Origin of the sequence: Cupriavidus sp. SHE, assembly GCF_000812445.1 — a bacterium.
In the GTDB taxonomy this organism is placed as follows: Bacteria; Pseudomonadota; Gammaproteobacteria; order Burkholderiales; family Burkholderiaceae; genus Cupriavidus; species Cupriavidus metallidurans.
In genome coordinates this window covers 100146-106854 of sequence record NZ_JWMB01000002.1, presented here as the reverse complement: position 1 = coordinate 106854, position 6709 = coordinate 100146, and the positions used below count along the sequence as shown (strand labels likewise).

Genomic DNA, 6709 nt, shown 5'->3' with positions numbered 1-6709 from the left:
CCCGCCGTAATGCGGCGAGCCGCTTCTTGTTGCCCGGTCGCTGGCCGAGCAACTCCGCGTTGGGCAGGATTCGTTCTGAGATCAGCAATTATATTCTCAGTCGAGAATAGTCTCTCAGAGAAGCGAGTACTTTCCAGTACATTGGACGAGCCGGTGCCGAAAGCTTGCCGCCAAAGACCTAGGGTCAACCCGCAATCGTCGTGCGCGTCAAAAAGTGACACTTTTAAATAAAGTGTGCATATAATTCCTTCCCAAGGACGCTAAAGCGCCGGACAAAAGATGGAGACACCTATGCAAGCCCCCAAGGGAAATGGAGTCGTGCTGCAGGTTCACGCAGACCGCACCCGCTGCTGTGGATATGGACTGTGCGCGCAACTCTGCCCGGAGATCTACAAACTGGACGAGAATGGACTGGTCTACGTGGAAGACGGGACCGTGCCGCCGGAACTGGAGGAGCAGGCGCGTGAGGGCGCGTCGGCTTGCCCGGCCGAGGCCATCACCATCGAAATCGTGGCTGCCTGATGCGCGGCCGACTCGATGGCAAGGTGGCGCTGATCAGCGGCACTGGCGGCGGGCAGGGCCGGGCGGCGGCGCTTCGCTTTGCGCGCGACGGCGCGCGCGTGTTCGGCTGCGACATAGACGAACAGGCGCAGCAGGAAACCTTGGCGCTGGCTCGCGCTGAGGGCTTGGCCGTGGCGGGCAGCGCTGGCTTTGATCTTAGCGATCCGGCGCAGGCCAGCGGATGGATCGAAGCCGCAGTTGCGCAGTACGGTCAGATCGACATCCTCTACAACAATGCCTCGGCAGCGCGCTTTGGTCCAATTGCCACGATGGCGGTTGAAGACTGGCATTACACGCTGCGCAACGAACTGGACCTCGTGTTTCTGTGCAGTCGGTATGCGTGGCCGCATCTGGCGAAAAGTGGCGGCGTGATCATCAACATCTCGTCGGTAGCGGCCTGGGGCGCGTCGGCGGTGACCGGCATCGGGGCGCACTCGGCGGCCAAGGCAGGCGTGGTGGCGCTCACGCGCCAGCTCGCGGTGGAAGGCGCGAAGCAGCGCATCCGGGCGGTCAGCATCAGCCCTGGCGTAGTTGCGACACCGGGCACCACGCCGTTCCTGAACAATCCCGCGACGCGTGCGCTGCTACTTGATGGCATACCAATGGACCGGCCCGGCGAATCTGAGGAGATTGTTGCCACGGCGTTGTTCGTTGCCTCGGACGAGGCGTCATATCTCACAGGCACCGACATCGTCGTGGACGGCGGCATGCTGGCGCTCTGAGCGCTGCATGGGAAGCAGGGCGCGCACGCGCGCCCCACAAGACAAGGAGACATCATGGACATCATCGGCATCGGCTATCTCGGCTTCGAGTCGACGCAACTGGACGAGTGGCGCAGCTACGGTCCTGAAGTGCTCGGCTTTCAGATCGGGAGGTCGCCGGAGGCTGACGCGGAGTCGCTGTACTTCCGTATCGACGACCGTCGTCACCGTTTTGCCTTTCACCCGGGCAAGGTCGACCGCCTGGCCTATATCGGTTGGGAAGCGCGCGGCAAGCTCGAGTTCGAGGCAGCCGCCCGGCGCTTGCGCGAAGCGGGCATCGAGATCACGATGGGCGACGCAGCCCTGCGCGAACTGCGGGGCGTGCGCGACGTGTTCCGCTTTCGCGATCCGATCGGATACCAGCATGAACTGTTCTACGGGCAGAAGTGGATGCCGCGTTCATTCATCCCCGGTCGTCCGCATGGCGGATTCGTAGCTGGCGAGCGCGGGCTCGGCCACTTGGTGGTGATTACGCCGGAATTTCCTCCTGAACTGGAGCACTTTCTGACGGAGGTGATGGGCTTCCACTACTACGGGGCCGGCGCTGGCAAGGGTAAAACAGCGTTCTACCGCTCTCGGCTGAACGAGAGTACCAGCCACGACATCGCATATGGCCACGGCCCTGGCAAGATGGGCATCCAGCATGTCGGTCTGTTCGTGAAGACCTTGCGGGACGTGGGCGAGACATATGACATCGTCAGGCAACGAAAGCTGCCGATGATGATGACGCTGGGCCAGCATACGCAGGACCCTCACGTGTCCTTCTACCACTTTTCTCCGGGCGGTTTCGCTATCGAAGTTATCACCGAGCTTGAGCCGTGGCATCCGGACGGCTTCGAGTTGAACCCGGAGCAGCTCAGTACATGGGGGCACGAACTGGTCGGGCCGATTCTGGGCCCCAGTGTCAGGGCGCCCGAAGAGGTGCAGGATGCCGAAGGCCTGGATGTCCTCGCGGCACTGGCCCGCAAGCGAGCGGCGGCATAGGCCGTGAAACTAGCGCGTGTGCAGAATGCGGACGGGGACGGCTTCTGGGTACGCATCGACGAGGCCGCGCAGAATGCGCGGCGCGTACGTGCGCCGTTCTCGTTGTGGGCTCCCGCGGTGGTCCAGCATGGCGAGGCAGCGCTCGACCTGCAGGCGGGGTGCCTGCCTCTAGCAGCCTTGCAGTTCTGCCCACCAGTGCAGCCCGGCGCCCGCGTGTTCGGTGTAGGCATGAATTACCTGACGCACCTGACGCGCCTGGGCCGCAAGCAAGCGCCTCCGCACACCATTGCCTATATTAAGCCATCGTCCGCGCTGGTGCCAACCGGCGGCGAGATCCAGTATCCCGCAATCACGGCACAACTCGACTATGAAGTAGAGCTGGTTGCCGTTGTGGCGCGCGCGCTCAAGGACGAGCCGCAGGCCAGTGCCTGCCTGCTCGGGTACACGGTTGGGAACGACATCAGCGCGCGGGATGCCGGCAAGCAGCTAGGTTCGCTGGATCTGTTCACACAAAAGGCATTGGACCGTACGGCGCCGGTGGGACCATGGGTCACCACGCTCGACGAGTTCGGCGGTGCTGGCCAGCCGCGCGTGGCGCTACGCCTGAGCATCAATGGCGAGCTGCGCCAGCATGACTGCACCGACAGGATGATCTTTCCAGTCGATGAGTTACTTAACTACGTGGATGCACGCATCGAGCTGCAGCCGGGCGACCTAGTGTTCACGGGTTCGACCTCCGGAGTGGGGCTCGAAGACGGCCGCTTCTTGCAACCCGGCGATGTGGTCGAGGCTGAGATCGAGAAGATCGGCGTGCTGCGCAATACCATCGGGCCTAAGCGCATACTTGCGCCGCAACGCACGATAGGGCGCCTCGGCGGCCCGGGCTGAAGGCGCATGGTACGGGGGTGGGCGCGGCGACGCCAGACTCAGCCTGGCTGCATGGACGCCACGCTTTGCGCGTACGGCCGCAGGCCTGAGCCGATCAGCCACAAGCCGAATAGCGCGGACGGCCCGGCCGTCAGCGCTAGTGAATAGCGCAGGCTGGCGTCGTTCCCGAACACATAATCTGTGACCAGCGCCACCGCAGTCGGCCCCAAGCCAAGCCCCAGCAGGCCGGCCAGCAGCAGGTAAAGCGCGATCGCGCGGCCGCGCATGCGGTTTGGCACCACCGCCTGGATGGAAGCGGGCGCAGCCGACTGCGAAAGGCCTAGCCCGAGCACCGTGATAAACAGCAGGACGAATGCTGGTGTTGGGCCGGGCATCAGCGGCCAAAGCACCGAGGGCACGGCAAAGATGGCCACACCGGCCAGGGCCACGCGAAAGCGTGCAGCAGGCACGGCGCGCGCAATCCAGCGATCACTGAGGAACCCGCCAGCCAACGTGCCCGCCGCGCCCGCTGCCGCAATGATCATGCCGAGCACGGGTCCGGAGCGGGAGACCGGTATGCCAAAGCTGCGATCGAACAAGGCGGGCGCCCAGGCGAGGGCACCATACCCAATGATGGAGAGCAAGGTAGGATACGTGAGCACGCGTGCAAAGGTGGCGGCGTGCGCGCGCAGGTGTGCCGCGAAATCCGCGAAGCTGGACTGGCTATCCGAAATTTCGCCGTCCATTGTGACTTCGCGGCGCGCCGGCTCGCGTACGGACAGCAGCAACAAAGCGAGCGGTACCACCGGTGCGGCAGCGGCCAGGAACGCGATTCGCCAGGCCGGCCATTCGCCCAGCATGCCGATCGTCATACCCTGTGGCGGGATGGCCGCCAGTAGCCAGCCACCGAGCAGTAGCGAGGCGCCCGAGCCGATGGCGATCGAGATGTAGTAGACCGCCAGTGCCCGCCCGCGCCGTGCAGGCTCCATGTAATCGGCAATCATCGAATAGGCCGCTGGTGCTAGTACTGCCTCGCCGATGCCCACGCCGATGCGCGCCAGTATCAGGTGGGCGTAGGTCTGGCCGAATGCAAACAGGACTGTGGCGGCGCTCCAGAACAGCAGGCCAGCGAGGATCAGGTTGCGGCGGTTGCCACGGTCGACCATCCGGCCGAGTGGCAGGCCCGCCAACGTGTAGAAGATGGCGAACGCATAGCCCTGCAGCAGGCTGAAGGCAGTGTCGGAAATGCCGAACTCCTTGCGCAGCGGGCGCACCAGTAGCGACGGCAGCTGGCGGTCCAGCTGGGAGAGCAGCGTTACCGCGAACAGCACAGCAATCACGTACCAGGCATATATAGCCGGTGGATAGGCGGGAGAATGTCCTGACGTGGTGACCGCAGGAGTAGGGTCCTTCTCCGGCAGGACGGACTTGGGCATGGACGACAGGGACATGATGTGTGCCTCGTGTGGCTTAAGCGAGGTGTTCAGACCGACTCGGAAGACGACACTAGCAGCAGCCGCGCCACATTGGCGCGTTCCGGCTGCGTCAGCATGAAGCGTACCGCGCGGGCGATGTCGGCAGGATCAAGGGGCGGGGTGGCATCGGCACGAACTGGTTCGTTGCGCGCGCGTAGGTGATCGAAGATCTCAGTCTCGGTGGTGCCGGGGGCGATCGTACCGACCCGCACACCGGAGCTCTTCAACTCGACGCGCATTGCCGACGTGAAGATCTCTAACGCGTGCTTGAGCCCACTATAGACGCCAACCGAAGATGAACTGAGGTAGGCGCCGATGCTCGAGACATTGACGATGGCGCCTGCGCCTTGCTGCCGGAAGGTTCTTGCGAACAGGTAGGACGCACGCACCACGGCGTCAAAGTTGACACGGGTCATCTGTGCCAGCGCGTCGAGATCGATGGTTTCCAGCGATCCGGCGACAAACATGCCGGCATTGTTGATCAGTACATCGGCGCGTCCGAATTCCGACAGAGCGAGGTCGTGCAGAGTCTGCGGTGTGCCCGCGTCTTCGATGGCGGCAGCCAGGTGCGTGCTGGGTCCCGGCAAGCTGGAGGAAAGGGCACGCAGGCGGTCGGCGCGGCGCGCCGTCAGCACCAGCTTGGCACCCGCTGTGCTGAGGTCGCGTGCAATGGCTTCCCCGATCCCCGAGGATGCGCCGGTGACGACCACCACCTTGTCTTGCAGATCCATGGCGTTCTCCCGCTGTGGGGCGCGATGTGCTCCCCACGGCTGTGGCGGATTCTGGCTGGTGTTGGTCAAGCTGTCTGTGCGGCCTGGGCTTCGCCGCGCGCCCGCACGGCGTCATGGAAATCGCGCTTGAGGGTGGGGTAGTAAGCGATTTGCCCACCCATGCCACCGGCGATATCTATCGATGCTGCGCTGATAAAGCTTGCATACTCGCTAGACAGGAACAGGGCCATGCCGGCAACATCTTCCGGCTTGCCGAAGCGCCCGATCGGCACTACTTTCAGCACCATCGCGTCGAACTCCTCGCGCGTGCATCCCGGCGGCATCTCGCGGTAGTGACGGTCCCATTGGCCGGTATCGATCCAGCCCATGTTGAGCGTGTTGACCAGGATGTTGTCCTTGGCCAGCGACATGCCCAGTGACTTGGACATTGCCACGCAGGCGGCCCGATTGATGACCGATGGAATGCCGTCGGGGGTCGGTACCACGCCGGCCAATGCGTTGACCTCGATGATCCGGCCCCAGCGTTGCTTGCGCATATGGGGCACCACGGCCTGGACGAAACGGAAATGTCCCATCTGCAGGACGTTTGCATGGTCCAGGATCTGTTCGGGCGTCAGACTGTCCAGATTGCCACCGCGGCCCTGGCCGGCATTGTTGACCAATACGTCGACGCCGCCCCAGGCCGCTGCGATCTCCTCGACGAAAGATTTGACGCCGGCGGTATCGGTCACGTCGACCGCGCGTCCGATCACGTCGCCGGCGCCGCGCGCCTTCAATTCTTCTGCGGCGGTACTGACATCCGCCTGCGTGCGCGCACAGATTGCGACGCGCGCACCTTCGGCGGCGAACGCCCTAGCAATGGCGCGGCCGATGCCGCGCGATGCGCCCGTGACGATGACTCGCTTGTCCTTCAGATTGATATACATGTTGTCTCCTGGATGCGGTTGTCCGGGGTTGCCTGTCCGGATCTGCTTGAATTTTTCTCAATTTAAACACAAACGCATAAAATGTGCACAAAATGAATGCGAGGAGATGAAATGAAGAAGGCTCGAGGGTCGGTACCGGTCAGTCGTTGGCCACGCCGGCCTGCAACGCAGTCGGACCGGAGCGAGCGATGCTGGCACGGTTGAGCGCGCTGCGCAGGCAGGTACAGGCAATAAGCAGGGAGGCGCGAGATGCTGCCGCGAAGACAGCGCCGGCCAATAGTGCTAGTTTTCACGCCATGCTGGCTGGCATGCTCGACGACTGGATTCGCCAGAGCAGCGGGGCTCCGCAGATCGTTTGCCTCGCCGCTGCGGCCGAGCTGGGCGTGGCTGAGCGCGGGCATCTG

At 63.7% G+C, this 6709-nt stretch carries 7 protein-coding genes; 4 read left to right on the top strand and 3 right to left on the bottom strand.

The window, feature by feature from the left end:
- Positions 1 to 291 precede the first annotated feature (291 nt).
- From RN01_RS00920 to RN01_RS00905, 4 genes are read left to right on the top strand one after another with little or no spacing between them, the layout of a single operon-like run.
- The gene (locus RN01_RS00920; protein ID WP_017513394.1) at positions 292 to 522 is read left to right on the top strand and encodes a ferredoxin; all 231 of its coding nucleotides are present in this window, start codon (positions 292 to 294) and stop codon (positions 520 to 522) included.
- Positions 522 to 1283 (top strand): SDR family NAD(P)-dependent oxidoreductase, encoded by a 762-nt coding sequence (locus RN01_RS00915; RefSeq protein ID WP_017513395.1) that lies wholly within the window; start codon positions 522 to 524, stop codon positions 1281 to 1283. Before RN01_RS00920 ends, RN01_RS00915 begins: the two co-directional genes overlap by 1 nt.
- A gap of 54 nt (positions 1284 to 1337) precedes the next feature.
- Entirely contained in the window at positions 1338 to 2306 is a 969-nt protein-coding gene (locus RN01_RS00910; protein WP_017513396.1) for a VOC family protein, read from the top strand.
- 3 nt (positions 2307 to 2309) lie between these two features.
- Complete coding sequence (locus RN01_RS00905; protein ID WP_024568992.1) at positions 2310 to 3194, top strand: fumarylacetoacetate hydrolase family protein; 885 nt, start codon at positions 2310 to 2312, stop codon at positions 3192 to 3194.
- A 38-nt stretch (positions 3195 to 3232) separates the two neighbouring features.
- On the opposite strand, the gene RN01_RS00900 is transcribed toward RN01_RS00905, so the two are convergent.
- The 3 genes from RN01_RS00900 to RN01_RS00890 form a co-directional block, all read right to left on the bottom strand.
- Positions 3233 to 4624, bottom strand: coding sequence for an MFS transporter (locus tag RN01_RS00900; RefSeq protein WP_024568991.1), 1392 nt, complete (start codon positions 4622 to 4624; stop codon positions 3233 to 3235).
- A 32-nt stretch (positions 4625 to 4656) separates the two neighbouring features.
- Positions 4657 to 5379, bottom strand: coding sequence for an SDR family oxidoreductase (locus RN01_RS00895; RefSeq protein ID WP_017514343.1), 723 nt, complete (start codon positions 5377 to 5379; stop codon positions 4657 to 4659).
- Positions 5380 to 5444: 65 nt separating this feature from the next.
- Positions 5445 to 6305, bottom strand: coding sequence for an SDR family oxidoreductase (locus RN01_RS00890; RefSeq protein ID WP_017514342.1), 861 nt, complete (start codon positions 6303 to 6305; stop codon positions 5445 to 5447).
- Between the last annotated feature and the right edge of the window lie 404 nt (positions 6306 to 6709).

Excerpts from the sequence above, each read along its gene's own strand:
- RN01_RS00910 (WP_017513396.1), top strand. The coding sequence starts at position 1,338 with ATGGACATCATCGGCATCGGCTATCTCGGCTTCGAGTCGACGCAACTG.
- RN01_RS00890 (WP_017514342.1), bottom strand. The coding sequence starts at position 6,305 with ATGTATATCAATCTGAAGGACAAGCGAGTCATCGTCACGGGCGCATCG.
- RN01_RS00900 (WP_024568991.1), bottom strand. The coding sequence starts at position 4,624 with ATGTCCCTGTCGTCCATGCCCAAGTCCGTCCTGCCGGAGAAGGACCCT.
- RN01_RS00895 (WP_017514343.1), bottom strand. The coding sequence starts at position 5,379 with ATGGATCTGCAAGACAAGGTGGTGGTCGTCACCGGCGCATCCTCGGGG.
- RN01_RS00915 (WP_017513395.1), top strand. The coding sequence starts at position 522 with ATGCGCGGCCGACTCGATGGCAAGGTGGCGCTGATCAGCGGCACTGGC.
- RN01_RS00920 (WP_017513394.1), top strand. The coding sequence starts at position 292 with ATGCAAGCCCCCAAGGGAAATGGAGTCGTGCTGCAGGTTCACGCAGAC.